This window comes from Mycobacterium fragae (genome assembly GCF_002102185.1).
GTDB classification, from domain to species: Bacteria; Actinomycetota; Actinomycetes; order Mycobacteriales; family Mycobacteriaceae; genus Mycobacterium; species Mycobacterium fragae.
This window is the reverse complement of record NZ_LQOW01000003.1, coordinates 292,179-317,998: the sequence shown is the minus strand read 5'-3', so window position 1 is coordinate 317,998 and position 25,820 is coordinate 292,179. Positions and strand designations below refer to the sequence as shown.

Genomic DNA, 25,820 nt, shown 5'->3' with positions numbered 1-25,820 from the left:
ACGGGGCATCAGAATGCGGCAAAAAACAACAACAAACAAAAACACCAAACACACTATTGAGTTCTCAAACAACACCCATCAACAGGCAACCCTGCTACTATACTCCGCAGCCCAAGCACCGTCAACTCCACTAATCGCTCCCTAGAAGCGGCGTGGGTTGTTTAGTCAGCGCTATTCTACTCGCTCGATCTCGGCTCCGAGACTGACAAGGTTTTCCACAAACAACGGATAGCCCCGATCGATGTGGACCACGTCATGGACTTCGGTGTCGCCGTCGGCTACCAGTCCCGCGAGCACCAAGCCGGCGCCGGCTCGGATGTCGGACGCCCACACCGGCGCGCTCGACAGTTGCGGTAGTCCTCGCACGACGGCGTGGTGGCCGTCGGTGCGAGCATCCGCGCCGAGCCGGATCATTTCCTCGACGAACCGGAACCGTGCCTCGAACACGTTCTCAGTGATCATCGACGTGCCATCGGCGATCGAAGCCAAAGCGATCGCCATCGGCTGCAAGTCCGTCGGAAACCCGGGGAATGGCAGTGTCGCGACGTTGACGGCCTTGGGCCGCTCGTACTGGGTCACCCGGAAGCTGTCGTCGGTCTGGGTGACTGTCGCACCCGCGTCGTGCAGCTTGTGCAGCACCACCTGCAAGTGCGCCGGGTCGACGCCGGTGACCGTGATGTCGCCGCGGGTCATCGCCGCCGCGATGCCCCAGGTGGCCGCCACGATGCGGTCTCCGATCACGCGGTGCTCTGTGGGATGCAGCCGCGGCACACCGGTGATGGTCATTGTCGGCGAGCCGGCACCCTCGACCTTTGCGCCCATCTGGTTCAACATCGTGCACAGGTCCACAACGTCGGGCTCGCGGGCCGCATTGTGGATCGTGGTGACGCCCTCGGCCAAGACCGCGGCCATCAGGATGTTCTCGGTGGCCCCGACTGACGGGAACTCCAGCTGAATCTCCGCCCCGCGCAACGTGTCCGCCTGAGCCACGACGCAGCCGTGCTCGATATTGCAGTTGGCACCCAACTGCCGCAGCCCCGCCTGGTGCATGTCCAAAGGACGCGACCCGATAGCGTCGCCGCCGGGCAGCGCCACTTTGGCCCGCTTGCATCTACCTACCAGTGGTCCCAGCACGCAGACCGATGCCCGAAACTGCCGCACTGCGGCGAAGTCGGCATCGTATTTCGGTTCGTCGGGCGAGGTGATTCGCACGGTAGCGCCGGAGAGTTCGACTGTCGCGCCGAGGCCGCGCAGGACCTCCGCCATCAGCGGGACGTCGAGGATATCGGGGCAATTGGTGATCGTGCTGGTGCCCTCGGCCAACAGCGCCGCTGCCATCAGCTTCAGAACGCTATTCTTGGCGCCCCCAACAGCAACTTCGCCCGACAACCGATTGCCACCGGTAACCACGAAACGCTCCGCCACGCGGTTAGTGTAATGAAGGGGGTTCGCCCTGTCAGTCGGGCGCGGCGATCCACCCGGTACCGTTTTGAGTCATGGCAGTACACCTGACCCGCATCTATACCCGCACCGGTGATGACGGCACCACAGGGTTGAGCGACTTCTCGCGGGTCTCCAAGAACGACGTGCGATTGGTCGCGTATGCAGACTGCGACGAGGCAAACGCGGCGATCGGTGTCGCGATCGCAGTTGGAACCCCCGAACAGCGGATAACGAACGTGCTACGGCAGATTCAGAATGACCTGTTCGACGCCGGCGCGGATCTTTCGACTCCGGTGGTGGACAAGCCAAAGCACCCTCCGCTGCGCATTACCCAGGCTTACATCGATCGGCTCGAGGGGTGGTGCGACGAGTTCAACGAGGGCCTGGAGGCACTCAATTCTTTTGTGCTGCCAGGTGGTACACCGTTATCCGCGCTACTGCATGTCGCCCGGACGGTAGTGCGGCGCGCTGAGCGTTCGGCGTGGGCGGCAATCGATACACACCCATCAGATGTCAGCCCGTTGCCGGCCAAGTACCTGAATCGATTGTCCGACTTGTTGTTTATCCTATCCCGACTGGCCAATCCGAACGGGGACGTGCTTTGGCAGCCGGGTGGCGGGCAGGCCGAGCAGTCGGAGGAATAGGTCTGGGCTTCACGTGGTGCGCCGCCGCGCCCTTGGCGAGGGACGTGATTCCAGCCAGGACTGGAAAGCCGTTAATGCGCCTCGGTCCAGTGCGATTTCATAACCCCGCCTGCGGTCTTGTGTGGTGTCTCGCAGCTCCAAGACAATGATCTCTTCGGTCATGATGTCGAACTCATCACCGCGAGGCGACCGGCGCGAAACGACCTCGACGCCGCGCCTGCCCAGTCGACGATCCGGCCACAGGCGAACACTGGACAACCGATAGAACGCGGCATCCTCACCCCGATAGCGGATCACGCCGTGGCGCCAACCATGGCCCCCGACTGCGGGGATGTCCCGCATGATTGCCGCCGTTCCGCCTTGGCGCAGTTTCCACAGACGATAACTCAGCGCGACAACGGCAATTGCCAACACCGCGACGAGCACGACCATGACAATCATGAGCGCGCTCATCGGGAGCGACTCCGCTAGTCGATCGCGCCGACAGCGCGCAATCTCGCGCGGCCCCTGGCGGCGATGCGGGGATCGTCGGACTCGGAATCCTGTCTGGCCGCAGACTCGTCGATCTCCGATTCGAATTCGGCCGACTCGGCGAGGATGGTGACGCCCTCCTCGGTCACCGACATGAAACCACCGTCCACCGCGATGCGCAGGTCGTCCTCACCCTCACGTTCGACGCGGACCATGGCGTCGTCAACCAACTGCGCCACCACCGGGATATGCCGTGGCAAGATACCGATCTCGCCGACGGTGGTGCGGGTGAAGAGGAATGTCGCCTCGCCCGACCAGATCTTGCGGTCGACGGCGACGATCTCCACGTTCAACTCCGCCATCAAACCACCTCTCGTTGCGGGTAGGAACGAATCACAACTTGGCGCCGAAGCTTTCAGCTTTCTTGGCCAGGTCGTCAAGGCCGCCGATCAAGAAGAAGGCCTGCTCGGGCACATGGTCGAAATCGCCCTTTGCGAGCTTGTCGAACGCCTCGATGGTTTCCTTCAACGGCACAGTGGAACCCGGCTGGCCGGTGAACTGTTCGGCCGCCATCATGTTCTGTGACAGGAACCGCTCGATACGCCGTGCCCGCTGCACCTGTTGCTTATCCTCTTCGGACAGCTCGTCGATACCAAGAATCGCAATGATGTCTTGCAAGTCCTTGTAGCGCTGCAGGATTCGAATGACTTCCTGTGCCACCCGGTAGTGCTCTTCGCCGACCACGCTGGGGTCCAGGATGGTCGAGCTGGACGCCAAGGGATCCACTGCCGGGAAAATGCCCTTGGAGAACACCGACCGGCTCAGCTCGGTGGTGGCGTCAAGGTGGGCAAAGGTCGTCGCCGGCGCCGGGTCCGTGTAGTCGTCGGCGGGAACGTACACCGCCTGCATCGAGGTGATCGACTTGCCCCGCGTCGAGGTGATGCGTTCCTGCAACTCGCCCATTTCGTCGGCCAGCGTCGGCTGATAACCCACTGCCGAGGGCATCCGGCCGAGCAACGTGGACACCTCCGACCCGGCCTGAGTGAACCGGAATATGTTGTCGATGAACAGCAGCACGTCCTGGCCCTGCTCGTCGCGGAAGTACTCGGCCATCGTCAAGGCCGACAGCGCCACCCGCATACGGGTGCCGGGCGGCTCATCCATCTGACCAAACACCAACGCGGTGTCCTTGAGTACATCCGCTTCGCCGAGTTCCACCCACAAGTCGTTGCCCTCACGGGTACGCTCACCAACGCCGGCGAAAACCGAAGTGCCGCCGAAGTTTCGAGCGATACGGTTGATCATCTCCTGGATGAGCACCGTTTTACCCACGCCGGCACCGCCGAACAGCGCGATCTTGCCACCGCGCACATACGGCGTCAGCAGATCGACAACCTTAAGGCCGGTCTCGAGCATCTCGGTACGGGGTTCCAGCTCGTCGAACGCCGGCGGCTTGCGGTGAATGGGCCAATGCTCGAAATCTTTTCCGTAGCCATCCTCATCCAGGCAATAGCCAAGCGCATTGAAGACGTGGCCCTTGACACCCTCGCCGACCGGAACCGAAATCGAGTCGCCGGTGTCGATCACCTCGACGCCGCGCACCAGCCCGTCGGTCGGCTCCAGCGAGATGGCGCGCACGAGGTTGTCGCCGAGATGCTGCGCTACTTCCAGCGTCAACGTCTTAGCAAGTGCCTTGAACGTGACCTCCGCATGCAGCGCGTTGAACAGCTCCGGCACGGAGCCGCGCGGAAACTCGACGTCGACCACGGGCCCGGTTACCCGCACCACGCGGCCGTTATTGTCGGTGCTCTTGGAGTTGTTAGACTTCTGAGTCTTTTTCGTGGTAGCAGCCATAATCTTTTCGCTTCCTAAAGGGGCTTATCCAGCGGCCTCGGCGAGTGCGTTTGCGCCGCCGACGATTTCGCTGATTTCCTGAGTGATCTGGGCCTGTCGCTCGCGGTTGGCCTCCAACGTGAGATCCCTGATGAGATCGTCAGCATTGTCGCTCGCCGACTTCATCGCCCGTTGGCGCGACGCCAGCTCGGATGCAGCTGACTCGAGCAACGCCGCGTATACGCGGGTGGTCAAGTACCGCGGCAGCAGCGACTCGAACAGCGTTGTCGCATCCGGCTCGAATGAGTACAACGTGTGCAGCCCGGTGTCCTCCTCGACGTACTCCACAACCATTGGGGCGATGCGGTGCGCCTCGGCCGACTGCGACATCATCGACTTGAATTCGCTGTACACGATGTGCAACTCGTCGACCGCGGGAGCGCCCTCTTGCTCCTGACGCTCACCGTCGTTCTCGACGCCCGCCAAGAAGGCTTCCACCAACGTCTCAGCCACCTCGACGGCATTCTCGTACCCGGGTCGCTCCGAAAAACCTGTCCACGACTCATTGATATCCCAGTTTCGGAATGTGTAGTAATTCAGCGCTTTTCGGCCGACTACATAGAGTACCGGCGTCTTGCCTTCCTCACGAAGCAGCGAAAACAGCTCCTCCGCGCGCCGAAAGATGCTGGAGTTGTATGCACCACAGAGACCGCGGTCGGATGAGACCACCAGTACACCAGCCCGTTTCGGCTCAGGCCGTTCGACAAGCAGCGGGTGGTCCAAGGCGGCTTCGTTCGCCAGCGTGGTGAGCATCCGGGTGATCTCGTTGGCGTACGGCCGAGCCGCCTCCAGACGGGCTTGCGCCTTGCCGATACGCGAGGTCGCGATCATCTCCTGTGCCTTGGTGATCTTTTTGATCGACCCGGCAGAGCGGATCCGGCCCCGCAGCTCGCGAAGTGTGGCAGCCATCTTTGGTTACTTCTTCTTCTGCGGCGGCGCGGGCTTGTGCACCTGCACCGCTTCCTTCGCCAATTTCTCTTCGTCAAGAGCTTCGACATGCTCGTCGGGCACCACCGAGCCGCCGCCGGTCGCCGCGAAGCCCTTCTTGAAGTCGTTGACCACCTCGGTCAACTTCTCGGCCTGCTCTTCGGTGAGATTCTGCGATTCCCGAATCTCGGAAAGAATGCCCTCTTCGGAAGCCCGGACATGATCGAGGAATTCGGTTTCGAAACGCCGTACGTCTTCGACCGGAACCGAGTCCAGGTGACCACCGGTACCGAGGAAGATCGCAACCACCTGCTCCTCTACCGGCACCGGCTGGTTTTGCGGTTGCTTGAGCAGTTCCACCAAGCGCTCACCCCGCTCCAACTGCGCCTTCGACGTGGCGTCGAGGTCGGAGGCGAAGGCCGCGAACGACTCCAGTTCGCGATACTGCGACAGGTCCAGCCGCAGGGACCCGGCAACCTCCTTCATCGCCTTGATCTGCGCCGCGCCACCGACCCGGGACACCGATACCCCGACGTTGATCGCCGGCCGAACACCCTGGTTGAACAGGTCGGACTCCAGGAAGCACTGTCCGTCGGTAATCGAGATGACATTGGTAGGGATGTAGGCCGAGATGTCGTTGGCCTTGGTCTCGATGATCGGCAGGCCGGTCAACGAGCCGCCCCCGAGGTCGTCGGAGAGCTTGGCGCAGCGCTCCAGCAGGCGCGAGTGCAGATAGAACACGTCGCCCGGGTAGGCTTCGCGGCCGGGTGGGCGGCGCAGCAGCAGCGAGATCGCGCGGTACGCCTCGGCCTGCTTGCTCAGGTCGTCGAACACGATCAGCACATGCTTACCCTCATACATCCAGTGCTGCGCGATCGCCGAACCAGTGTATGGCGCAAGCCATTTGAAACCTGCGGACTCGGATGCGGGCGCGGCGACGATCGTCGTGTAGTCCATCGCGCCGCCCTCCTCGAGCGTGTGATGCACGGCGGCGATCGTGGTGCCCTTCTGCCCGATGGCTACGTAGACACACCGCACCTGCTTTTGCTCATCGCCGGATTCCCAGTTTTGCCGCTGGTTGAGGATGGTGTCCACGCACACTGCGGTCTTGCCGGTCTTGCGGTCGCCGATGATCAGCTGCCGTTGCCCGCGGCCGATCGGGGTCATCGAGTCGATGGCCTTGATCCCGGTCTGCAATGGCTCTTTGACGCCCTGGCGCTGCACCACCGAGGGCGCCTGGATCTCCAAGGCCCTGCGTTCGTCAGCTTCGATGTCGCCGCGGCCGTCGATCGGATGGCCGAGCGGGTTGATCACCCGGCCCAGGAACCCGTCCCCGACCGGGACCGACAGCACATCGCCGGTGCGCTTAACCTGCTGGCCCTCTTCGATTTTCTCGAAGTCACCCAGGATCACCGCGCCGACGCTGTGCTCGTCGAGGTTGAGCGCCACACCCAACACACCGCCGGGAAACTCGAGCAGTTCCTGGGTCATTACCGACGGCATTCCCTCGACGTGCGCGATGCCGTCACCCGCGTCGACGACGGTGCCTACCTCTTCGCGGGCGGTGTCGGAGGTGAATGAGCTAACGTATTCCTCGATTGCGCCCTGAATGTCGTCAGCGGAGATTGTCAACTCTGCCATGGCTTTTCGTCTTCCTGATTGTGATTGTGATGACTCGTTGGTAGTTCAGTCTGGTAGCTGGGTCTCGGCTGCGGCAAGGCGAGAGGAGAGCGTGCCGTCGATCACCTCGTCGCCCACCGTGATCGAAAGCCCGCCCAGCACTTCGGGATCGATCTGCATCTGCACCGTCACCGGATGGCTGTAGATCCGGCTCAGCACCTCGGTGAGGCGCTCGAGCTGCCGGTCGGTGAGTTCAGCCGCGGCGGTGACGTGTGCGACGACTTCACCGCGGCGGGCTACCGCCACCTCGGCGAGACCGAGCACCGCCTCCTCGGCAGGCTGGCCGCGCAGCAATTCAACCGTCTGGGACAGCAACTCGGCAGCGATCGGGTTGACGCGGCCGCTGGCGCTGTCGAGGACGTTGCGCAGCAACTGGACACGGCCTTCGGGGGGAACGGCATAGTCGCCAAGCAGGATGGCGAGGCGGGGCTGAGCATCGAGGATGCGGCTGAACCGGAACAGCTGGTCTTCAACCTCGTCGACCTGGCCGGCTCGTTCGGCGCGCATCAGCAACGCTTGGCGCGCAATGTGTTCGACAGCATCGACCAGGTCGGAGTTGGTGGACCAGCGCTGCGAGACGGCACTGCGGAGTATGTCCAGTGTGGTGTCTCCAACCTTGTCCGCTACCAGCCGTTCGATCAGCCGGATTCTGGGTGCGGCGTCCTCGGCCGGAACGGTGAGGTAGCGGGTGACCACGATCTCGCGGTTCAGAAGTGCAGCCACCGATGCCAGTTCCTCGGCGAGGGTGGACAGCGCCTTGTCATCGAGGCCGTCGGCGATCTCGCCGAACCGGTCCACCAGAGCGTCCAGTGACCGTCGGCTGGCCGAACGCATCTTCGCCAGTACGGGGTACTCGACCTCGGCGTCCGACGGCGCCATCGCGTCGAGATCGTCGAGGAAGCGATCGACGGTGGCCGACTGCTGCTCCGAGTCGGCGACATAGCCACGCACCAAATCACCTGCTCGCCGGACAGATTCGGTACCGATGTCCTGGCGCAGCTGGCGGATCAGCTGCGCTCGCATCAGCTCGACCTGTTTGGCGCCCTGTTGTTTGATGCGCTCGACCTCGGCGTCCGCTTGGGCGTGCAGTTGTTCGGCGATACGTTCGGCATCCGCGTGGGCTTCTTCGGTGATTCGGCGCGCCTCGGCCTTGGCCTCCTCCAGCGCCTGGGCGTGGGCTTGGCCGGCTTCTTCGAGCCGCTTGGCAGCCGCGGCGGAATCTTCCAGCTCTTGTCGCACGGTCTCTTGCCGCTCAGTCATCAGCCTGCGCACGGGCGGCACGACGTAGCGCCAGACCAGCAACACGATGACGGCGAACCCGGCCAGCTGCCCGAAGAAAGTCGACATGTTGACTACCGCCCCGACCCGGTCGTGGTAACCGAGGTTGTGACCTCGACGCCGAGGATGCGGCTGGCCAGCGTCGTGGACATGCCCTCCACCCGAGAGCGCAGCTCCGCTGCCACCGCGTCGCCCTCCCGCTTGAGTTGCTCGCCGGCGTCTTGCAGCGTCGAAGCCACCTGTTCCTCCGCTTGGGCGCGCATGTCCTCGACGACCTTGCGGCCCTCGGCCCGGGCGTTGTCGCGGGCGGCCGACGCCTCCACCCGGGCTTCGGACATCGCTTTCTCGTAGTCGTCTTGAGCAGCGGCGAACTGCTCTGCCGACTTCTTGTTGTCCTCCAGCGTCTTGGTGACCATGTTCTCGCGCTCGTGCAGCACCCTCATGATCGGCGGCACGACGAAGGTGCCGATCACGCCGAGCACGATCAAGAAGATGATCAGCACGACGAAGAAGGTCCCGTTGGGGATGAGGAAGTTGTTGCCTTCGGCTTCCTCTGCGGCCCGGCCCGCGACGGCCAGGACGGTAGCGCTCATGTCACCCATTTCAGTGGATTACTTGACTGGTGTGGCGAAGACGAACAACGCCATGAACGCCAGGTTGATGAAGTACATGGCCTCCACCAGACCGACCGTGATGAAGAACGGTGTGAACAGCCGGCCCTGTGCTTCAGGTTGGCGGGCAACACCGGAGATCAGCGCGTTACCGGCGACACCGTCACCGATGGCGGCGCCGACGGCGCCACCGCCCAAGATCAGTCCACCGCCGATAAGGGCGCCGGCAGCGATAGTGGGATTCATCCTTATCCTCCTTGATATCTGGTAGCGGTCTACCAGGTTTTCCGTTGTGGTACGTGGTGGCTAACAATCCTGAAACCGTCGTCTGGGCCTACACGTGGTCTTCTTCCATCTCCATCGCCTGACTGAAGTACAAGATCGTCAGCAACGCGAAGATGAAGGCCTGGATCAGTCCGACGAACAAGTCGAATGCTTTCCAGATGGCGTTGGGTGCCCACAAGACATACGGCGGAAACAGTGCGATCAGCGCGACCAGGATCCCGCCGGCAAAGATGTTCCCGAAAAGTCGGAGCGACAACGAGATCGGCTTGGCAACCTCTTCGACCAGATTGAACGGGGCCATGAAAACGACGTGGCCCTTGAGCACCCCGAGTGGATGGCCCAGAATGCCCCGCCGCCAGAAACCGGCCGCGTGATAGCAGATGAACACGAACAACGCCAGCGCCAGCACGTAGTTGATGTCGGCCGCGGCCGACTTGAGCAACTCGGTGGTGTGCCCCTTCTCGTCGGTGTACTGCAGCGGCAGCACCGCGAGCCAGTTGGAGATGAGGATGTACACGAAGATCGTGACCGCCAGTGGCAACACGAAGGGGGCGATCCGCATACCGATCGCGCTCTCGATCTGGTTGCGCATCCCGATGGTGATCGCCTCGAAGAACAACTGAACCCCGCCCGGCACCCCGGTCGAGGTGACCTTGCTACGCAGGAAGAACGCCAGGGCGATCACGATCACCGCGGCGATAGCGCTCGACAATATGGTGTCGGTGTTGACGGTCATCCCGAACCATTTGGCGGTGTTGTGCTGGCCGACTTCGATGCTGGCCTCGGCCAGGAGCGCCTTAGTCATCGCTGTCTTCCCTCCCCTCGGTGCCGCCGTCCGGATCGGCTCCTCCCGCACGCAGCTTCTGCCAAACCGGTAGCGCGGTGCTGAACACCAGCAGCAATTGGAAGAGCGCAAGTCCGAAAACTACGCCTAATCCCTCGGGCCGGAAGGCGAACGCGATGATCAGTCCGATCACCGAGATCACCAACAGCCGCCCGGCTGAATTCAGTGCCAACTTCTTTTTGAGCGGATGCGCGTCGGCGGTGATGACGGCGACCGAACGGCGCACCAAGAGCGCGTTGAGCAAACCCATCAAAAGCCCGATCCCGATGAACACACCAACCATCGGGTGCCCGAGCCAACCGGCCGCGGCTATCGCCACAGCGGTCAGGGCAACGGAGATGACAAGAAGCCGAATCGGCCGGAACGCAACAGACGGAAACACCAACGGCGCGTCCTGCGCTGGCGTTGTCACTGCTGCACCTCAGTCCTCGCTAGGTTGTCTCGTGACGACCCGCTGCGCCCGGCTTCGCCGCGCTTGCGATCGCCACGGTTGGGAGTCTGCCTGGTTGATTCGAGCGTGGCCCGTTGAGCGTATCGGAGGGCAATCAACGCACTCGAATCACCCAAGGAGTAGCTCCCTTTGTCGGTCGTTAGTCGGCGCGATCGGAGTTGGGTCCGACGGCCAGTGGCCGGCAACCCGCGAGGTTAATTCGGGTTCTAGCTGCACCGTACCACAATTCGCGCGACTCTACTACTCCTCGTCGTAGATATCGTCGCGCCGGCGTAGCAAGGGGATCAACGTCGCGACGACTGCGATGGCAATCGCGGCCAGCATCACGGCACCGGTGTCGCGGGGATTGAAGAAGATGGTGCTCGCCATGCCGAAAGCGACGATGCCGACCCATAGATAGATGATCAGTACCACGCGCCGGTGCGAATGACCGATCTGCAGCAGCCGGTGATGCAGATGCATCTTGTCGGGGCTGAACGCGCTGCGACCCGCCCGGGTGCGCCGCACGATCGCGAGCAGCAGGTCGAGCATCGGCACGAACATCACGGCCACCACCAACAGGAATGGCGACAACAAAGCAAACACATCGCGGGCGCCGTAGGCGTTCTGCGAAATCGGACCTGCGGCGGTCGTCGACGCGGCGGCCAACATCAGACCGATCAGCATCGAACCGGAATCCCCCATGAAGATCTTGGCGGGGTGGAAGTTGTGCGGCAGAAAGCCCAGACAGGCCCCGGCCAGCACCACCGAGATCACCGCCGGCGGATAGAACAGCACGTCACCGCCATGGTCGCGAAGCAGGCCGACCGAGAACATGCAGATCGCCAGCGCGGTGATCAGGCCCAGCCCGGCGGCCAGCCCGTCGAGCCCGTCGACGAAGTTCATCGCGTTGACGATCGACACCGTCAGCGCCAGTGTCAGCAGAATCGAGGAAACCTGGTCCAGCACGATGGTGCCGACGCCGCCGAGTGGAATGTAGAGAACACTCCAGGCGACTCCCATGGTGACCAGCACGCTGGCCGCGGTGATCTGACCCGCGAACTTGGTCAGTGCGTCCAGGCCCCACCGGTCATCGATCAGCCCGATGCCCATGATCAGCGCGCCCGCCACCACCACCGCGGGCATGCCCGAGGAGTAGACGAAACCGCGGGTCAGCGCGGGCAGCTGGGAAGCCAGAAAGACAGCCGAGATGATGCCGAGATACATCGCCAGCCCGCCCATCCGGGGCGTCGGGGTCACATGCACATCGCGCTCGCGCGGGTAGGCGACGGCGCCCAACCGGGTGGCCAGCAGGCGCACCGGTCCGGTCGCAAAGTAGGTGACGATCGCGGCCGTCAGCCCGACGAGCACCAGCTCGCGCAACGGCACACCGGCGCCACGATCGGACAGGGCGAGCAGACCGCCGGCAAGGCCGTCGGCATCGCTGAGCATCCCGAAACCGTACTGCACCAACCCGATACTCGAATAGCGCGCCTAGCCGGTCAAACTCGCCGAGTCCGTTCCGAGTATTGCCGCGATATCCTCCGCGCTGACCGGTCCGGAGCGCAGAATCCGGGGTGCCGGCCCGGACAGGTCCAGGATCGTGGAGGCCGCTTGCCGGGCGGCCGGACCCGCATCGAGATAGACGTCGACGAGGTCGCCGAGTTGGCCGCGCGCGTCCTCGACGTCAACTGCGGGCGGACGGCCGGACACGTTGGCGCTCGACACCGCCATCGGCCCGACCTCGCGCAGCAATTCGATGGCGACCGGATGCAGCGGCATCCGCACCATCACCGTTCCGCGGGCATCGCCGAGGTCCCACTGCAGCGACGGCGCCTGCCGCACCACGAGGCTCAGCGCGCCCGGCCAGAATGCGCGGATCAGGTCACGGGCGCCGTCGGGAACCCTGAGCGCAAGCCCGTCGATGGTGTGCCACGAGCCGACCAGTACCCCCACCGGCATATCGCGCCCGCGGCCCTTCGCCGACAGCAATGCGCCAACGGCCGCGCTGTCGAAAGCGTCGGCACCGATGCCGTAAACGGTGTCCGTCGGCATAACCACCAGCCGGCCGTTCTTTACCGCCCCGACCGCCGAGGCAATTCCGCGGGAGCGCTGGTCGGGATCGGCGCAGTCGAACACCTCAGTCATGCGCCGCCCTTCGGCGAGCGGTCACGAACCGTGGCTGTTCTGCGAGATCGATTCGGGCCACGATCTCATCGAAAAGGGCTGTGCCGCTGATCATTTCATATGTCATCTTTGACGTTGTGTCGTCGTGCTCGACAGCGAACAAGCCGCCCGGGCGCAGCCAACGCCCGGCGAGGCCGATGACCGCCGCGATCACGGTCATTCCATCCGGGCCACCGAACACCGCGTGACGCGGATCATGCTGGGACACTTCGGGTTCTAACACAGCAGCATCGGGGACGTATGGCGGATTGGCGACCACGAGGTCGACGCGTCCGTCGAGCTCGGTGAGCAAGTCGGCATCGGTGACGTCGGCGCACAGCAATTCCACCGCCGTGCCCGCGGAGTTGCGCCGCGCATAGTCGAGCGCCGCCTCCGCGTCGTCGATGCCGAGCACCCGGGCCGCCGGCCGGCGGTGGGCCAACGCCACCGCCAGCGCACCACAGCCGGTGCACAGGTCCACGATCACCGGCTGTGCCGGAAGATTCTGCGCGCTGGCCCATTCCAACATCGCTTCGGTTTCCGGACGGGGGATGAACACTCCGGGTCCGACGGACAGCGTGACCGGCCCGAACATCACGCTGCCGATCAGATGCTGCAGGGGCACGCGGCGCGAGCGCTCGGCGATGACCGACTGGTAACGCCCAAAAAACTCGTCATCGGGCAGGTCGATCAGGGGCAGCCGTCCTCGCTCGGTGCCTGCGATGTGCGCGGCCAACGCTTCGGCATCGTAGCGCGCAGAACCGATTCCGGCGTCTGCGAGCAGCGTCGCAGCCGCGTCGATCGCTTCGCGCAGTCGGGTCCTCATGCCTGCTGCAGCCGGGACTGCTTGTCGGCGGCGCCCAACGCATCGAACAACGCGTCGAGGTCGCCGTCGAGCACCTGGTCGAGATTGTGTGCCTTGTAGCCGATGCGATGGTCAGTGACCCGATTTTCCGGGAAGTTGTATGTGCGGATGCGCTCGCTGCGGTCCACCGTGCGGATTTGGCTGGCGCGGTCGGCCGACGCTTCGGCCAGTGCCTGCTCTTCGGCCATCGCCTGCAGCCTTGCGGCCAGCACCTGCAGGGCGCGTGTCTTGTTCTGCAATTGGGAGCGCTCGTTTTGGCAGGTGACGACGATTCCCGTGGGCAGGTGGGTGATTCGCACCGCGGAGTCGGTGGTGTTGACGCCCTGACCGCCCTTGCCCGACGAGCGGTAGACGTCGACGCGCAGATCCGACTCGTCGATCTGCACCTCGCCGACTTCCTCGGGTTCGGGGTAGACCAGAACGCCGGCGGCCGAAGTGTGCACGCGCCCTTGGGATTCGGTCACCGGAACGCGTTGCACCCGATGCACACCACCCTCGAACTTCATTCGCGACCATACCCCGTCGGCCGCGTCACCCTTGCTCGCTATCGACAGCGTCGCGTCCTTGTAGCCACCCAGATCCGAGGTCGTCTCGTCCAGCACCGTCACCGTCCAGCCGTGGCGCTCGGCGTAGCGGATGTACATCCTCGCCAAATCCGCGGCGAACAATGCCGATTCCTCGCCGCCTTCACCGGATTTGACTTCGAGCACAATGTCGTCGGCGTCGTGCGGGTCGCGGGGCGCCAGCATGTCGGTGAGTTGGGTGTCCAGTTCGGCCGCGCATGCCTCCAGTTCGGTTACCTCGGCGGCGAACGACTCGTCGGAGGCGGCCAGCTCGCGCGCGGTGTCCAGGTCGCCCCGCACGGACTCCAGCTTGCGGTGAGTCGCGACGATCGGCGCCAATTGGGCGAACCGACGCCCGACTTTGCGGGCCTTGACGGGGTTGCTGTGCAGTTCGGGATCGGCGAGCTGACGCTCGAGATCGGCGTGTTCGGCCAGCAGGGCGTCGATCGCCTGCACGCTCTGCGTCATCGCACCTCCTCTCCCAAACGCAAACCGACGCCCGGCCTGCGCGGGTCCATCCGCGACAGTTCGGGCGTCGGTAAGTCAGCTATTTGTCGGCCTGCGGAGCCTCGGCAGGCTCCTTGTCGGCACCCGCCTTGCGCTTGCCGTAGCGCCGCTCGAAGCGGGCCACTCGCCCGCCACTGTCCAGAATCTTCTGCTTGCCGGTGTAGAACGGGTGGCACTGCGAGCAGACCTCGACCACGATGTGGCCGCTTTCTTTGGTGCTGCGGGTCTGGAAGGTATTGCCGCAGCCGCAGACCACGGTGGTCTCGCGGTATGCCGGGTGAATGCCAGATTTCATGATGTCCTCTGCGATCGTCGGTCGCCGGGTCGCCCGAATGGATAGGGAAACGGACGTGAACCGGAACCTGAACTTCGGCGATTGATTATGCCAGGTCAGGCACTATCCACCCAAACGCAGCACTACGCCAGCGCATTCCCGGCCCGGCGGTTCACGACGGTATAGGCCTGGTCGCGGCCGACACGGGTCCACAGCAGCCCGCCTTCGGGTGTAGCGCCCTGGGCGCGCAGTTCGCGCTTGAGGATCTTGTTGGTGGCCGTGCTCGGCAGCTTGTCGGTGATCCACACATAGCGCGGCCAGGCCTTGGGTGACAGGTCGTGCTGAACGGCCAGGAACTCCCCGAGCTCGTCGGGGGTCAGCTCGGCATGGTCAGCCAACACCAGTGCGGCCATCACCTGGTCGCCGACGTGCTCATCGGGTACCGCGTACACCGCGACCTGGCTGACTGCCGGCAACCGCTGCAGGATGCGCTCGATGGGCGCCGTTGTCATGTTTTCGCCGTCGACGCGCAGCCAGTCCCCGCTGCGTCCGGCGAAATAGATCCATCCGTCAGTGTCGCGGTAGGCCAGATCACCCGACCAGAACATGCCGTTGCGCAGCCGCGCGTCGGTGGCTTCCTGGTCGTTGTAATAGCCGGCGAACAGGCCGGCGCCCGAAGTGTTCACCAATTCGCCGATCGCTTCCTCGGCATTGATCAGCGCGCCGTCGTCGTCGAACACGGCCGGTGGGCACTCGGTGAGGGTCTCGGGGTTGTAGATCCCGACACCGGGAAAGCCGCGGCCCAGTGAACCCGGCGGGCAACCGTCGTCGCGGGTGATGATGATCGCGCCTTCGGTGGATCCGAAGCCGTCCCAGACCGTGCAGTCGAAGCGCCGGCTGAACTCGGCGATGTCACGATCGCTTGCTTCGTTGCCGAATGCGACCTTCAGCGGGTTGTCGTGGTCGTCGGGCTGCTCGGGGGTGGCCAACACGTACGCCAAAGGCTTGCCGACATAGTTCATGTAGGTCGCGCGGTAGCGGCGCAGGTCGGCCAGCAAACCGGACGCCGAGAACGTCGCAGGCACCATCGCCGCGCCGGAGCCCACCGCCACGCTCCATCCGGCCAGCAGCGCGTTGGAGTGAAACAGCGGCATCGATAGATAGCACACGTCCGAGGCGTCGACCCCGAAGCGTTCGATCAATGAAGCGCCGGCGAACAACACCGTCAGGTGGGTGACCTGCACGGCTTTCGGCTCGCCGCTGGTGCCCGACGTGAAGATCATCATGAACGTGTCGGTCGGGGCGACCTCGTGGTACGGGGTGAGCGCCCCCGCGGCCGCGAGCAAACCAGACCAGTCCGGGGTAGATACGTCCAGCACCCGAACCCCGGGCAGGTCCAGACCGTCGAGCAGCCCGCGGTGGGCGGGATCGGTGAGCAATATCTGACAGTCGGCCCGCAGGATGTCCCGAGCCAAAGCGCCGCCGCGGCGCGTGTCGTTGATGCCGCACAACACGTATCCGCCGAGCGCCGCCGCCGCCATCGCGACCAGCATCTCGGGAGTGTTGCCCAGCAGTGCGCCGACATGCAGCGGCCGTTTCGGGTCGGCAATGCCGATCAATGTGGCCGCGGTGGCGGAGGCATCTGCCAGGTGCTCACGCCAGCTCCAGACCCGGTCGCCGGATTTCACCGCGGGCGCGTCGTCGTCAATCCGCTCGCGAAGCAGTTGCTGGAGAGTGTCCGCCACGGCAGATCACTGTATGCCGCAAGCGCGTTAGTCGTTGTCCATGCCCGGCGTCGTCTTGGACACCTGCACCAGGAACTCGTAGTTGTTCTTGGTCTTCCGCAGCTGCGACATCAGCAGGTCGATGGCCTGGTGGGAATCCAGTCCGGACAGCACACGACGCAGCTTGTGCACGATGGCGAACTCGTCGGGTGAGAGCAGCAGCTCGTCCTTGCGGGTGCCCGACGGGTTGACGTCGACCGCGGGGAAAACCCGGCGTTCAGAGATCTTGCGGTCCAGCTTGAGCTCGGCGTTGCCGGTGCCCTTGAACTCCTCGAAGATCACCGTGTCACCGGTGGATCCGGTCTCCACCATCGCGGTGGCGATGATGGTCAACGATCCGCCCTCCTCGATGTTGCGGGCCGCGCCGAGGAAGCGCTTGGGCGGATACAGCGCGGTCGAGTCGACACCGCCGGACAGAATGCGCCCGGATGCCGGGGAGGCGTTGTTGTAGGCGCGTCCCAGCCGGGTGATCGAGTCCAGCAGCACCACGACGTCTTTGCCCTGCTCTACGAGTCGCTTTGCCCGCTCGATCGCCAGCTCGGCAACGGACGTGTGATCCGACGGCGGCCGGTCGAACGTGGAGGCGATGACCTCGCCCTTGACCGAGCGCTGCATGTCGGTGACCTCCTCGGGGCGCTCGTCGACGAGCACGACCATGAGGTGGCATTCCGGGTTGTTCTTGGTGATCGCGTTCGCGATGTCCTGCAGGATCGTCGTCTTACCAGCCTTGGGCGGCGACACGATCAGCGCGCGCTGGCCCTTGCCGATCGGCATGATCAGATCGATGACGCGCGTGGTCAGCTTCTCCGTCGCGGTCTCCAACCGCAGCCGCTCGTTGGGGTACAGCGGCGTCAGTTTGCCGAAGTCGGGACGCTTCTTGGCGTCTTCGACCGGGCCGCCGTTGACGCTGTCCAGGCGCACCAACGGGTTGAACTTCTGTCGCTGATTGGGCTGTTCACCGTCCTTGGGCACCCGCACGGCGCCGGTCACCGCGTCGCCGCGGCGCAAGCCGTTCTTGCGCACCATGTTCATCGAGACGTACACGTCGTGCGGGCCGGCCAGATAACCGGAGGTCCGCACGAACGCGTAGTTGTCCAGAACATCGAGGATGCCGGCTACCGGCTGGACGACGTCGTCTTCGCGAAGCTCGGTGTCACCGTCGCCGGCTCGTTCACCGCGGCGCCTACGTTCCCGGAACCGGCGCCCCCGCCGGCCGCCTCGACCCTCACCGTCGTCATCTTGCTGGTTCGAGCCACCGCGGGTCTGTTGCCCGGCGCCGTCTTTTTGGCCCTGCTGATCGCCGCCCTTATCGGCCGTTTCCGACTCGCGCTCGTCGGTCTTGGTGTCCTGTTGGTCGCGTGCGGGCTTTTCGGTCTCGGATTGATCGGCCTTCTCGCCCCGGCGGTCCTGTTTGGAGGTCCGGTCTGGGCGAGCTTCGGTCTGATCGACCGAAGCCTCGGCTGCGGTGCCCTCCGTAGTGCCGGCCTCGCTGCCGCCGGAAGCGGCGCCGTTCGCCTGCCCCCGGGTTTCCCGGATGGCGGCGATCAATTCGTTCTTACGCATCCCCGAGGCGCCCTTGACGCCGGCTCTACTGGCCAGCGCACGCAGCTCGGGAAGCACCATGGTCGACAGCGAGCCGTCCGACTCGCCCGCGTTGGCGTCCGCCGCCGACTCCGATGCGTCGGCTTCGGCGGAAGTATCTGTGCTCACGGAGTTCGACAGCTTGTCGTCTTCGGTGCTGTCGCCAGCCGTGATGAGGTCCGTATCAGTCACGGATTTCCTTTCTTCTCTCGCTGATCGACTCAAGCGAGAGGTTCGTTGCATTCAGCCAAATCGCCGAGTGCTACCAACAATCGACTCCGCAACGGTGATCGCCAGGATTGGCGGTTTAAATGGCGAACCATCGTCCAGAAGAAGAATTTGGTGGTCGTCCTGGTCTCAACGCAGTTGCAGATGCTGCGATTGCTGGACGGCTCCGAGGATAACCTGCTTCGATGCCGGAAGCAAGAAACCCGTTCGCCGTGCTGGTAGACGTCAGCTGGGAACCGTCACCCCGGAAGTCCAGCGGACCCCATCTCCGGCCTTCAGCTCGCTGACCGCAAACCCGTTTGCGGCGCCGTACTCTAAGGCCTCTGCAGGCAGCTCGGACTCTGTGCTCAGTGCGATCACCGCCGGACCGGCACCGGAAAGCACAGCTGCCACTCCACAACGCCGCAACAGTCGCATTAATTCCGCCGATGCCGGCATCCCGGGGACGCGCTGCGGCTGGTGAAGCACGTCTTCGGTGGCGGTCATCAAAAGATCGGGCCGTTCAGCTAGCGCAACCACCAGCAGCGCTGCGCGACTGACATTGAAGCGAGCATCGTAATGGCTGACCTGCGCGGGCAGCAGCACCCTCGTCTCCGCCGTCAACGACCGTTCCTCGGGAATGGCGGGGAAAAAATGGATGTCGGGATGAAGCCGCAGCGGCACCGCCCCGAAGCCCGGCGGGTCGCAACTGCTGTCGATCCAAGAAACCACCGCGCCGCCCAGCACCGCGGCGGCGGCGTTGTCGGGGTGGCCCTCGAACTCCGATGACAACTGGATCAGCTCTGTTTCGCTCAATGGTGTCGAACCCGCTTGTGTGACAAGCCCATTGACCGCGGCGAGGCCGCCGACTACGGCCGCCGCCGACGAACCCAGGCCACGGGAGTGTGGGATGGCGTTGTGGCATCGCACCACCAAGCCGGGAGCGTTGACGCCGGCTGCGCGCAGCCCGCGCTGCACAGCCTGAACAACCAGATGCTCTGCGCCCAGCGCCAGCTGGCCGGCACCCTCGCCGTCGACCTCGACAACTAAACCGAAATCGGTTGTCTCGACGATGATTTCGTCGTAAAGGCTCAATGCCAGCCCGATGCTGTCGAAGCCAGGACCCAGGTTGGCGCTGGACGCCGCGACCACGGCGCTTGCCAGCAGCCCTGGCGGCAGCGGCGTCGTCATTACACCAGTCCTAACTTCGCGACGACGGCGACTGGGTCGACGGGCACCGGGGACACGCTGGGCATGTCCCTGAGCGCGGTGTCCGGATCCTTGAGGCCATTGCCGGTCACCGTGCACACCACGGTGGATCTGCGGGCCACCCAGCCGTCCTCGAGGGCCTTGAGTAAGCCAGCGATGCTCGCCGCCGACGCCGGTTCGACGAAGACACCCTCGGCGGCGGCCACCAGGTGATACGCGGCGAGAATCTCGTCATCGGTCGCGGCCAGGAACCGTCCCTTGGACTGCTGTTGCGCCTCGACGGCCGACGACCACGACGCCGGCGAGCCGATACGGATGGCGGTGGCGATGGTCTCCGGCTGACGTACCGGTTCGCCCAATACCAACGGCGCCGCGCCTGCCGCCTGCGTGCCGAGCATGCGCGGCAGCTTGTCGATGACCCCATCGCGGTGATATTCGGTGTAGCCCTTCCAATATGCGGTGATGTTGCCGGCGTTGCCGACGGGCAGCGCGTGCACGTCGGGCGCGGCACCCAGCGCATCGACGACTTCGAACGCGGCCGTCTTCTGACCCTCGATCCGCACCGGGTTGACCGAATTGACCAGCGAGATGGTCGGGAAGTCGGCGACTATCTTGCGGGCGAGTTCCAGGCAGTCGTCGAAGTTGCCGTCGATCTGAATGATCTTGGCACCGTGCATGACTGCCTGGGCAAGCTTGCCCATCGCGATCTTGCCGTCGGGTATCAATACCGCGCAGGTGATGCCGGCCCGGGCGGCGTAGGCGGCCGCCGACGCCGACGTGTTTCCAGTCGACGCGCACAGCACGGCCTGCTGGCCGCGAGCAACGGCGTCGGTGACCGCCATCGTCATGCCGCGGTCCTTGAACGAGCCGGTGGGGTTGAGCCCCTCGACTTTCAGGTGGACCGTGCAACCCGTCTCGGCGGACAGTCTGGTCGCCGGTATGAGCGGGGTGCCACCCTCGAACAATGTGACGGGAGCCCAGTCGTCGCCGACCGGCAACCTGTCACGGTAAGCCGCGATCACACCCGGCCACTGCTGGTGGGTGCTGGTCTTGGCGGTACCCGCGGGGCTCATGTACTGGTTTCCTCCAGCCGCAGCACACTGGCCACACCCTGCACGACGTCGAGGTCGGCCAGCGCGGCGACGGTATCGGAGAGCGCGGCGTCGGTGGCGCGGTGTGTCACGACCACGAGCCGAGCGCCGACCCGCAGACCGCCCTCGTCCACCATGCCTTCCTGGCGGACTTCGGCAATGCTGACCTCACGCTTGCCGAATTCTGCTGCGACCGTGGACAATACGCCGGGCTTGTCGGCCACGTTCATGCTCACGTAATAGCGGGTGGTGATCAATCCCATCGGGGCGATGGGCAGCTGAGCGTACTTGGACTCGCGCGGACCCCGGCTGCCGAGCACGCGGTTGCGCGCGGCCATCACCAAATCACCGGTCACTGCTGAGGCGGTCGGCGCTCCGCCGGCGCCCTGACCGTAGAACATCAGCCGGCCCGCGGCTTCCGCCTCGACCACCACGGCGTTGAATGCGCCGTTGACCGCGGCCAAGGGATGGGCCAACGGCACCAGCGCGGGATAGACACGCGCCGAAACCCGCTGCTGCCCATCGTCGGTCGTGATCCGCTCGCAGATGGACAGCAGCTTGATGGTGCAGCCAAGCGCCCGTGCGGACACGAAGTCGTCCGGGGTCACCTTGGTGATGCCCTCGCGGTAGACGTCGTCGGCCGTCACCCGGGTGTGGAACGCGATGGACGCCAGGATCGCGGCCTTCGCGGCGGCGTCATAGCCTTCGACGTCGGCGGTAGGGTCGGCTTCGGCGTAACCGAGTGCGCTCGCGTCGGCCAGTGCGCTCTCGTAATCGGCCCCGGTGCTGTCCATTTCGGAAAGGATGTAGTTGGTGGTGCCGTTGACGATGCCGGCTACCCGCTGCACTGTGTCACCGGCCAGCGACTGGGTCAGCGGTCGGATCACGGGGATGGCGCCGGCGACGGCCGCCTCGAAATACAAGTCCACGTGGGCGCTTTCGGCCGCCTGGGCGAGCTCACCCGTGGAGACCGCGAGCAGGGCCTTGTTCGCGGTGACGACCGACTTGCCATGCTCGAGCGCGGTCAGGATCGCCTTGCGTGCCGGTTCGACCGGCCCCATCAGCTCGACGACGATGTCGACGTCCTCGCGGGAGACCAGTTCTTCGATGTTGTCGGTGAGCAGATCGATCGGCACACCCCGGTCGGCCGCGACCCGGCGTACGCCTACACCGCGCAGCTGCAGGGGTGCACCGATCCGGGGGGCGAGGTCATCGGCACTGTCTTCGATGATGCGGACGACTTCACTGCCGACATTGCCCAACCCCAGTACTGCTACGCCGACCGGCTTCTCATTACCGTTCACGCCTCACCTCATTTCCAGACTCAGCAGATCGTCGACCGTTTCTCTGCGCAGGATCAGACGGGCCTGGCCGCCGCGCACCGCTACCACCGGCGGGCGGCCGATCAGGTTATAGCGGCTGGACAGGGAATAGCAGTAGGCACCGGTGGCGGCGACAGCGACCAGGTCACCCGGGGCGATGTCGGCCGGCAGCCAGGTCTCTCGAACCACGACGTCGCCAGTCTCGCAGTGCTTTCCGACGACCCGGGCCAGCGTTGGGGCGGCATCGCTGGCCCTTGAGACCAGTCGAACATCGTATTCAGCGCCGTAGAGCGAAGTGCGGATGTTGTCGCTCATGCCGCCGTCCACGCTGACGTAGCAACGGTGTGCCGACGGGCTCACGCCGACATCTTTGACGGTTCCGACCTCGTAGAGGGTGACGGTCCCCGGCCCGGCGATGGCGCGGCCCGGCTCCACGACGAGCCTGGGAGCCGGCAAACCCACCGCCGCGGATTCGTTGCGCACAATGGCCCCCAGCTTGTCGGCCAGCTCGCGCACCGGCGGTGGATCGTCATCCGGCAGATACGAGATACCCAGGCCACCACCCAGATCGATGGTGGAGATCTGAGCCGTTTTTTCGACTCCGAACTCGGCGACGATATCGCTCAACAGGCCGATGACGCGGTGCGCGGCGAGTTCGAAGCCGCCGACGTCGAAGATCTGCGACCCGATATGACTGTGCAGGCCCACCAGGCGCAGGTGATCGGTGGCGAAGACCCGCCGCACCCCGGCCATTGCCGCACCGTTCGCCAGCGATAGCCCGAACTTCTGGTCTTCGTGTGCGGTGGAGATGAATTCGTGCGTGTGGGCCTCGACCCCGACGGTGACCCGGACGAGCACATCCTGGACGACACCCGCCTCGCCCGCGATGGCATCGAGGCGTTCGATTTCGATCATGGAGTCCACCACAACATGGCCCACTCCGGCCTTGACGGCCGCGGTCAGTTCGGCGACCGATTTGTTGTTGCCGTGCAGTGCGATTCGCTCGGGTGGAAAGTCCGCATGCAGCGCAACCGCCAGCTCACCGCCGGTGCACACGTCGAGCGAGAGGCCCTCATCGTCGATCCACTTCGCTATTTCGGTACACAGGAAGGCTTTGGCGGCATAGTGCACGTTCTCGCCGCCTCCGAAGGCCGCCGCCATCTCCCGGCACCGCGCCCGGAAGTCGTCTTCGTCGATGACGAAAAGCGGTGTGCCGTACTCCTGAGCCAGCGAGCTCAGGGAAACGCCGGCAATGCCGACGATTCCATCGCCACCGCGTACGGCGTTGCGGGGCCAGACATTCGGGGCGAGCCGCAGGAGTTCCTGCGATGTCTGCGGCTGCGGCGGAACACCCGCGTGGTGGATCCCTTCCGCGTGCAGTGGCCCGGCCGGATGCGCGTTCACATTCGCTCCGGCGCGCTGACGCCGAGGATTGCCAGTCCGTTGGCGATGACCTGGCGCGTCGCCTGGCACAGTGCCAGACGCGCGGTGTGCAGCTCGTTGGGCTCTTCGTCGCCCTGCGGCAGCACCCGGCACGAGTCGTAGAACCGGTGGTAGTCACCGGCCAGGTCTTCCAGGTAGCGGCACACCCGGTGCGGTTCCCGCAGTGCTGCCGCAGTTTTCAACACTCGCGGGAACTCGCCGAGATTGCGGACCAGCGTGCCCTCCTTGTCATGGGTGAGCAGCTCGAGGTGACCGGTGTCCGGGATCAGGCCGAGCTCTGCGGCGTTGCGGGCCAGCGCCGATAGCCGGGCATGCGCGTATTGCACGTAGTAGACCGGGTTTTCATTAGAGGCCGACGACCACAGCGCCAGGTCGATGTCAATCGGGGTGTCCACCGAGGAGCGGATCAGGCTGTAGCGCGCGGCATCGACGCCGATCGCTTCCACCAGGTCGTCGAGGGTGATCACCGTGCCGGCGCGCTTGCTCATCCGGACCGGCTGGCCGTCGCGTACCAGGTTGACCATTTGGCCGATCAGCACCTCGACGGTGGCCGGCTCGTCGCCGAAGGCCGCGGCCGCGGCCTTGAGTCGCGCGATATAGCCGTGATGGTCGGCGCCGAGCATGTAGATACACAGGTCGAAGCCGCGTTGCCGCTTGTCTAGGTAGTAGGCGAGATCACCCGCGAAATATGTTGGCTGGCCGTCGCTTTTGATAACGACGCGGTCCTTGTCGTCGCCAAAAGCGCTGCTGCGCAACCATGTTGCGCCGTCTTTTTCGTAGATGTTTCCTTGCGCGCGCAGCCGTTCGATGACCTCGTTGACATGGCCGCTGCTGTGCATGGACTCTTCGTGGGTGTAGACGTCGAAGTCGGTGCCGAAGTCGTGCAGCGATGCCTTGATGTGCGTGAACATCAAATCGACACCGATTGACCGGAACGTCTCGTGCTGTTCGTCATCGGGCTGGGCCAGCGCGTCGGGCGCCTTCTGCAGCACCTGCGCGGCGATCTCGCCGATGTAGGCGCCGGCATAACCGTCCTGGGGCGTCGGTTCGCCCTTGGCCGCGGCGATCAGCGAGTTGGTGAACCGGTCGATCTGGGCGCCGTGGTCGTTGAAGTAGTACTCGCGTACCACGTCGGCGCCCTGCGTGGTGAGCAACCGGCCCAGGGCATCGCCGACCGCGGCCCAGCGGGTGCCGCCGATGTGGATCGGTCCGGTCGGGTTGGCGGAGACGAACTCGAGGTTGATCTTGTGCCCGGCCTGGGCGTCGGAGTTGCCGTATTTCGCGCCCGCGTCGATGACGTTGTTGACGATGACGCCCTGCGCGGACGCCTCCAGGCGCAGGTTGATAAAGCCGGGGCCGGCCACCTCCGCCGAGGCGACGCCGTCGGCCTGGGCCAGCGCCGTGGCGAGCCATCCGGCCAGCTCGCGCGGGTTGACGCCGACCTTCTTGCCGACTTGCAGCGCCAGGTTGCTGGCGTAGTCACCGTGCTCCGGGTTGCGGGGCCGCTCGACGGTGACCGCCGACGGCAGCGCGGCGGTGTCCAGCCCATGCTCGTTCAGCACCGCGGTCGCGGTGCTGCTGAGCAGCTCGGCCAGGTCGGCGGGGGTCACGCAGGCCATCCTATGGGCTGTAGTGGTCAGTCCCCGAATCCATTCCGATGCTCAGCCAGCTGTTGTCATGCGTTAGTCTGGCGTGGCCCGTTGGCGCATCATCTCGTGTATGCGCCCCCGTAGCTCAGGGGATAGAGCGTCTGCCTCCGGAGCAGAAGGCCGCAGGTTCGAATCCTGCCGGGGGCACCAGAGTCCTCGCAGGTCAAAGCTGTTTTTCGGTCCGGCTGCCCGCCCTGGGCCACCATATTCAGCCGCCCGGCACACTGCGGCAGCCTGTAGAGCTCACAGGCTGCCCAGGTCGTCGGGCACGTCGACGGCGTGCTCCTGCAGCGCCTCGAGCGGAACTACCTCGAGGGTGCGCTCGTGCGTCGACGCCAGCACCACCGGGGCGGCGCAGCCGTCGCGGTGAGCCAGCAGCCAGTTCGTGGCGGTGACGCACCACCGATCCCCCGGTACCAGGCCGGGAAATCGATACTGCGGAAATGGTGTCGTGAGGTTGTTTCCGATCGAGCGCTGGTGCTCCAGGAACTCGACGGTCACCACGGCGCAAATCGTGTGCAAGCCGAGGTCCTCAGGCCCGGTTGAACAGCAGCCGTTGCGATAGAAACCGGTGAGCGGGTCGCTGCCGCACGGTTCCAGCGGGCCGCCCAGCACATTGCGCTCGGACATGAGCCCAGTGTGCACGTCCGCAA

At 64.8% G+C, this 25,820-nt stretch carries 25 protein-coding genes and 1 tRNA gene; 2 read left to right on the top strand and 24 right to left on the bottom strand.

The genetic code is table 11. The features are described 5' to 3' along the window. Positions 1–171: 171 nt before the first annotated feature. The gene (murA, locus tag AWC06_RS02300) at positions 172–1,425 is read right to left on the bottom strand and encodes a UDP-N-acetylglucosamine 1-carboxyvinyltransferase (protein WP_085193934.1); all 1,254 of its coding nucleotides are present in this window, start codon (positions 1,423–1,425) and stop codon (positions 172–174) included. 71 nt (positions 1,426–1,496) lie between these two features. Between murA and AWC06_RS02295 the strand changes: the two genes are divergently transcribed. Continuing rightward, on the top strand, positions 1,497–2,087 hold the full coding sequence (locus tag AWC06_RS02295) for a cob(I)yrinic acid a,c-diamide adenosyltransferase (RefSeq protein WP_085193932.1): 591 nt from the start codon (positions 1,497–1,499) through the stop codon (positions 2,085–2,087). Between the two features lie 9 nt (positions 2,088–2,096). Here the strand turns inward: AWC06_RS02295 and AWC06_RS02290 are convergent, their stop codons facing one another. The 22 genes from AWC06_RS02290 to argS form a co-directional block, all read right to left on the bottom strand. Then, on the bottom strand, positions 2,097–2,540 hold the full coding sequence (locus tag AWC06_RS02290) for a DUF2550 domain-containing protein (RefSeq protein WP_085193930.1): 444 nt from the start codon (positions 2,538–2,540) through the stop codon (positions 2,097–2,099). A 14-nt stretch (positions 2,541–2,554) separates the two neighbouring features. Further along, positions 2,555–2,920 (bottom strand): F0F1 ATP synthase subunit epsilon, encoded by a 366-nt coding sequence (locus tag AWC06_RS02285; protein WP_085193928.1) that lies wholly within the window; start codon positions 2,918–2,920, stop codon positions 2,555–2,557. A 31-nt stretch (positions 2,921–2,951) separates the two neighbouring features. Continuing rightward, positions 2,952–4,412: a F0F1 ATP synthase subunit beta gene (atpD, locus tag AWC06_RS02280; protein WP_085193926.1), complete on the bottom strand. Its 1,461-nt coding sequence runs from the start codon at positions 4,410–4,412 to the stop codon at positions 2,952–2,954. 24 nt (positions 4,413–4,436) lie between these two features. After that, a complete protein-coding gene (locus AWC06_RS02275; RefSeq protein WP_085193924.1) occupies positions 4,437–5,360 on the bottom strand; it encodes a F0F1 ATP synthase subunit gamma in 924 nt (307 codons plus the stop codon). A gap of 6 nt (positions 5,361–5,366) precedes the next feature. Next, positions 5,367–7,019 carry a F0F1 ATP synthase subunit alpha gene (gene atpA, locus AWC06_RS02270; RefSeq protein ID WP_085193922.1) on the bottom strand — a complete coding sequence of 551 codons (1,653 nt, stop codon included), beginning with the start codon at positions 7,017–7,019 and terminating at the stop codon, positions 5,367–5,369. Between the two features lie 45 nt (positions 7,020–7,064). Further along, entirely contained in the window at positions 7,065–8,405 is a 1,341-nt protein-coding gene (locus AWC06_RS02265) for a F0F1 ATP synthase subunit B/delta (RefSeq protein ID WP_085193920.1), read from the bottom strand. Between the two features lie 5 nt (positions 8,406–8,410). Next, the gene (locus tag AWC06_RS02260; RefSeq protein ID WP_085193918.1) at positions 8,411–8,938 is read right to left on the bottom strand and encodes a F0F1 ATP synthase subunit B; all 528 of its coding nucleotides are present in this window, start codon (positions 8,936–8,938) and stop codon (positions 8,411–8,413) included. Positions 8,939–8,947: 9 nt separating this feature from the next. Beyond that, positions 8,948–9,193: a F0F1 ATP synthase subunit C gene (locus tag AWC06_RS02255; RefSeq protein WP_085193916.1), complete on the bottom strand. Its 246-nt coding sequence runs from the start codon at positions 9,191–9,193 to the stop codon at positions 8,948–8,950. Positions 9,194–9,281: 88 nt separating this feature from the next. Beyond that, positions 9,282–10,037 carry a F0F1 ATP synthase subunit A gene (atpB, locus tag AWC06_RS02250; RefSeq protein ID WP_085193914.1) on the bottom strand — a complete coding sequence of 252 codons (756 nt, stop codon included), beginning with the start codon at positions 10,035–10,037 and terminating at the stop codon, positions 9,282–9,284. Then, a complete protein-coding gene (locus tag AWC06_RS02245) occupies positions 10,030–10,488 on the bottom strand; it encodes an ATP synthase subunit I (RefSeq protein ID WP_085193912.1) in 459 nt (152 codons plus the stop codon). Before AWC06_RS02245 ends, atpB begins: the two co-directional genes overlap by 8 nt. A gap of 279 nt (positions 10,489–10,767) precedes the next feature. Continuing rightward, positions 10,768–11,976, bottom strand: a complete 1,209-nt coding sequence (locus tag AWC06_RS02240) for a glycosyltransferase family 4 protein (RefSeq protein ID WP_139819861.1) — start codon at positions 11,974–11,976, stop codon at positions 10,768–10,770. Between the two features lie 24 nt (positions 11,977–12,000). Further along, on the bottom strand, positions 12,001–12,654 hold the full coding sequence (locus AWC06_RS02235) for an L-threonylcarbamoyladenylate synthase (protein WP_085193911.1): 654 nt from the start codon (positions 12,652–12,654) through the stop codon (positions 12,001–12,003). Then, positions 12,647–13,498, bottom strand: a complete 852-nt coding sequence (prmC, locus tag AWC06_RS02230) for a peptide chain release factor N(5)-glutamine methyltransferase (RefSeq protein ID WP_085193909.1) — start codon at positions 13,496–13,498, stop codon at positions 12,647–12,649. The genes AWC06_RS02235 and prmC overlap by 8 nt, the downstream gene beginning before the upstream one ends. Further along, positions 13,495–14,568 (bottom strand): peptide chain release factor 1, encoded by a 1,074-nt coding sequence (prfA, locus tag AWC06_RS02225; RefSeq protein WP_085193907.1) that lies wholly within the window; start codon positions 14,566–14,568, stop codon positions 13,495–13,497. The genes prmC and prfA overlap by 4 nt, the downstream gene beginning before the upstream one ends. A 79-nt stretch (positions 14,569–14,647) precedes the next feature. Continuing rightward, positions 14,648–14,902, bottom strand: a complete 255-nt coding sequence (rpmE, locus tag AWC06_RS02220; protein WP_085193905.1) for a 50S ribosomal protein L31 — start codon at positions 14,900–14,902, stop codon at positions 14,648–14,650. 122 nt (positions 14,903–15,024) lie between these two features. After that, positions 15,025–16,626 carry a fatty-acid--CoA ligase FadD1 gene (gene fadD1, locus AWC06_RS02215; RefSeq protein WP_085193903.1) on the bottom strand — a complete coding sequence of 534 codons (1,602 nt, stop codon included), beginning with the start codon at positions 16,624–16,626 and terminating at the stop codon, positions 15,025–15,027. 27 nt (positions 16,627–16,653) lie between these two features. Then, positions 16,654–18,438, bottom strand: coding sequence for a transcription termination factor Rho (gene rho, locus AWC06_RS02210; protein ID WP_085193901.1), 1,785 nt, complete (start codon positions 18,436–18,438; stop codon positions 16,654–16,656). 261 nt (positions 18,439–18,699) lie between these two features. Then, positions 18,700–19,644 (bottom strand): homoserine kinase, encoded by a 945-nt coding sequence (gene thrB / locus AWC06_RS02200; protein WP_085193899.1) that lies wholly within the window; start codon positions 19,642–19,644, stop codon positions 18,700–18,702. Beyond that, on the bottom strand, positions 19,644–20,735 hold the full coding sequence (thrC, locus tag AWC06_RS02195; protein WP_085193897.1) for a threonine synthase: 1,092 nt from the start codon (positions 20,733–20,735) through the stop codon (positions 19,644–19,646). Before thrC ends, thrB begins: the two co-directional genes overlap by 1 nt. Beyond that, positions 20,732–22,057: a homoserine dehydrogenase gene (locus tag AWC06_RS02190; protein WP_085193895.1), complete on the bottom strand. Its 1,326-nt coding sequence runs from the start codon at positions 22,055–22,057 to the stop codon at positions 20,732–20,734. Before AWC06_RS02190 ends, thrC begins: the two co-directional genes overlap by 4 nt. Before the next feature lie 3 nt (positions 22,058–22,060). Next, entirely contained in the window at positions 22,061–23,440 is a 1,380-nt protein-coding gene (lysA, locus tag AWC06_RS02185) for a diaminopimelate decarboxylase (protein ID WP_227371136.1), read from the bottom strand. A gap of 35 nt (positions 23,441–23,475) precedes the next feature. Further along, complete coding sequence (gene argS, locus AWC06_RS02180; protein WP_085193998.1) at positions 23,476–25,128, bottom strand: arginine--tRNA ligase; 1,653 nt, start codon at positions 25,126–25,128, stop codon at positions 23,476–23,478. 113 nt (positions 25,129–25,241) lie between these two features. Between argS and AWC06_RS02175 the strand changes: the two genes are divergently transcribed. Then, positions 25,242–25,317 (top strand) — tRNA-Arg (locus tag AWC06_RS02175). A gap of 93 nt (positions 25,318–25,410) precedes the next feature. Here the strand turns inward: AWC06_RS02175 and AWC06_RS02170 are convergent. After that, on the bottom strand, positions 25,411–25,797 hold the full coding sequence (locus AWC06_RS02170; protein ID WP_085193891.1) for a DUF2237 family protein: 387 nt from the start codon (positions 25,795–25,797) through the stop codon (positions 25,411–25,413). Between the last annotated feature and the right edge of the window lie 23 nt (positions 25,798–25,820).

What these genes read in the sequence shown, in the direction of transcription:
- AWC06_RS02295 (WP_085193932.1), top strand. Translation starts at nt 1,497, where the DNA reads ATGGCAGTACACCTGACCCGCATCTATACCCGCACCGGTGATGACGGC.
- rpmE (WP_085193905.1), bottom strand. Translation starts at nt 14,902, where the DNA reads ATGAAATCTGGCATTCACCCGGCATACCGCGAGACCACCGTGGTCTGC.
- prmC (WP_085193909.1), bottom strand. Translation starts at nt 13,498, where the DNA reads ATGAGGACCCGACTGCGCGAAGCGATCGACGCGGCTGCGACGCTGCTC.
- AWC06_RS02235 (WP_085193911.1), bottom strand. Translation starts at nt 12,654, where the DNA reads ATGACTGAGGTGTTCGACTGCGCCGATCCCGACCAGCGCTCCCGCGGA.
- atpB (WP_085193914.1), bottom strand. Translation starts at nt 10,037, where the DNA reads ATGACTAAGGCGCTCCTGGCCGAGGCCAGCATCGAAGTCGGCCAGCAC.
- thrC (WP_085193897.1), bottom strand. Translation starts at nt 20,735, where the DNA reads ATGAGCCCCGCGGGTACCGCCAAGACCAGCACCCACCAGCAGTGGCCG.
- prfA (WP_085193907.1), bottom strand. Translation starts at nt 14,568, where the DNA reads ATGACGCAGAGCGTGCAGGCGATCGACGCCCTGCTGGCCGAACACGCC.
- AWC06_RS02260 (WP_085193918.1), bottom strand. Translation starts at nt 8,938, where the DNA reads ATGGGTGACATGAGCGCTACCGTCCTGGCCGTCGCGGGCCGGGCCGCA.
- AWC06_RS02170 (WP_085193891.1), bottom strand. Translation starts at nt 25,797, where the DNA reads ATGTCCGAGCGCAATGTGCTGGGCGGCCCGCTGGAACCGTGCGGCAGC.
- AWC06_RS02290 (WP_085193930.1), bottom strand. Translation starts at nt 2,540, where the DNA reads ATGAGCGCGCTCATGATTGTCATGGTCGTGCTCGTCGCGGTGTTGGCA.
- atpA (WP_085193922.1), bottom strand. Translation starts at nt 7,019, where the DNA reads ATGGCAGAGTTGACAATCTCCGCTGACGACATTCAGGGCGCAATCGAG.
- thrB (WP_085193899.1), bottom strand. Translation starts at nt 19,644, where the DNA reads ATGACGACGCCGCTGCCGCCAGGGCTGCTGGCAAGCGCCGTGGTCGCG.
- AWC06_RS02285 (WP_085193928.1), bottom strand. Translation starts at nt 2,920, where the DNA reads ATGGCGGAGTTGAACGTGGAGATCGTCGCCGTCGACCGCAAGATCTGG.
- atpD (WP_085193926.1), bottom strand. Translation starts at nt 4,412, where the DNA reads ATGGCTGCTACCACGAAAAAGACTCAGAAGTCTAACAACTCCAAGAGC.
- AWC06_RS02265 (WP_085193920.1), bottom strand. Translation starts at nt 8,405, where the DNA reads ATGTCGACTTTCTTCGGGCAGCTGGCCGGGTTCGCCGTCATCGTGTTG.
- AWC06_RS02255 (WP_085193916.1), bottom strand. Translation starts at nt 9,193, where the DNA reads ATGAATCCCACTATCGCTGCCGGCGCCCTTATCGGCGGTGGACTGATC.
- AWC06_RS02275 (WP_085193924.1), bottom strand. Translation starts at nt 5,360, where the DNA reads ATGGCTGCCACACTTCGCGAGCTGCGGGGCCGGATCCGCTCTGCCGGG.